Source organism: Aquabacterium parvum, from assembly GCF_001447195.1.
GTDB classification, from domain to species: Bacteria; Pseudomonadota; Gammaproteobacteria; order Burkholderiales; family Burkholderiaceae_C; genus Aquabacterium; species Aquabacterium parvum.
The window spans coordinates 1-1,305 of the sequence record NZ_LFRI01000044.1 but is presented as its reverse complement, the minus strand read 5'-3'; the positions used below and the strand labels follow the sequence as shown (position 1 = coordinate 1,305).

Below are 1,305 nucleotides of genomic sequence, written 5' to 3'. Positions count from 1 at the left end.
TGAGGTTGCCCCCGAAAAGTGGAGTTCTTAGCTCATGACCACAATGCTGGAAAGGAGCGAAGAAATGGTCGACAAGCAGGTACGTGGCAAGTACACCCTGGAGTACAAACTGGAGGCTGTCAGGCAGGTCAAGGCCGGGCAGTCTGGGGCGGTGGTGGCCAAGGTGCTGGGCATCCCGTCATCAAATGTGTCCAACTGGGTTCGCCTGGATGCCAAGGGGCAATTGGGCGGTGTTGTGCCGAGCCAGAAGGCCCCGGTGGTCACAGCCGAACAGATGGAGCTTGCGCGTTTGAGGGCCGAGGTGGCTCGCCTGAAGATGGAGCGCGACATCGCAAAAAAAGCCGCAGCGTACTTTGCGCAGGATGTGCTGCAAAGTACGCTTGGGTCCGGCAAATGAGCGGCAAGGCATGGCCTGTGAGCCTGATGTGCGAGGTGCTGGAGATCAGCGCCAGCGGGTACTTCAACTGGAAGCGAGGTCAGGGTGAACCTGATCATTGCCCCAGCCGGTTTCAGAGCGACGAAGCCTTGCTGACGCACATACGTGCCATTCACGCGGAGATCAAAGGCGAGTACGGTTGGCCCCGCATGCACAAGGAGCTGTTGGCCAGGGGCATCCGCGTGGGCAAAGAGCGTGTGCGCGTGCTGATGCAGCGCCACGGGATCAAGGCGCGCACCAAGAAGAAGTTCGTCGTTACCACCGACAGCAAGCACCACCTGCCGGTGGCGCCGGATCTCGTGCAGCGGCGCTTCAACCCCGAGGCGCCCAATCTGCTGTGGAGCGGCGACATCACTTACATCCCCACCGATGAGGGGTGGCTGTACCTGGCTGCGGTGCTTGACCTGCACAGCCGCCAGGTGGTGGGCTGGAGCATGCAGCCGCACATGCAGACCAGCCTGGTCAAAGACGCGCTGCTGATGGCCTGCTGGCGCCGCAGGCCAGCCAAGGGGCTGATCTTCCACAGCGACCGCGGCAGCCAGTACTGCAGCCATGAGTTCCAGACCACGATGAAGGCCTGGGGTATCAGTTCATCCATGAGCCGCAAGGGCAACTGCTGGGACAACGCGCCCACGGAGAGCTTCTGGGGCCATCTGAAGGTGGCTTGCGTGCTGGGGCAAAGGTTTGCCACCCGAGAGCAGGCCAGGACAGCCATTCTGAACTGGATGGCCTTCTACAATCACTCTCGTCTGCATTCGGCGCTGGGCTATCTCAGCCCCATGCAATACGAGCAACGCTGGCTGGCGGCTCAGCGCAAGAACGCCGCATGAAACCCGGGCTAAGCGCTCCGAAATTCAGGGGCAACCTCA

The 1,305-nt window shown here is 61.5% G+C and carries 1 protein-coding gene; it reads left to right on the top strand.

Translation table 11 applies throughout. The features are described 5' to 3' along the window. Nucleotides 1-64: 64 nt before the first annotated feature. Nucleotides 65-1,266 (top strand): IS3 family transposase gene (locus ABG80_RS00765; RefSeq protein WP_152987395.1). Its coding sequence is split into 2 segments (ribosomal slippage): nucleotides 65-332 and nucleotides 332-1,266, totalling 1,203 coding nucleotides; the frame shifts between segments, so codons are not numbered across the junction. The last annotated feature ends 39 nt before the right edge of the window (nucleotides 1,267-1,305 follow it).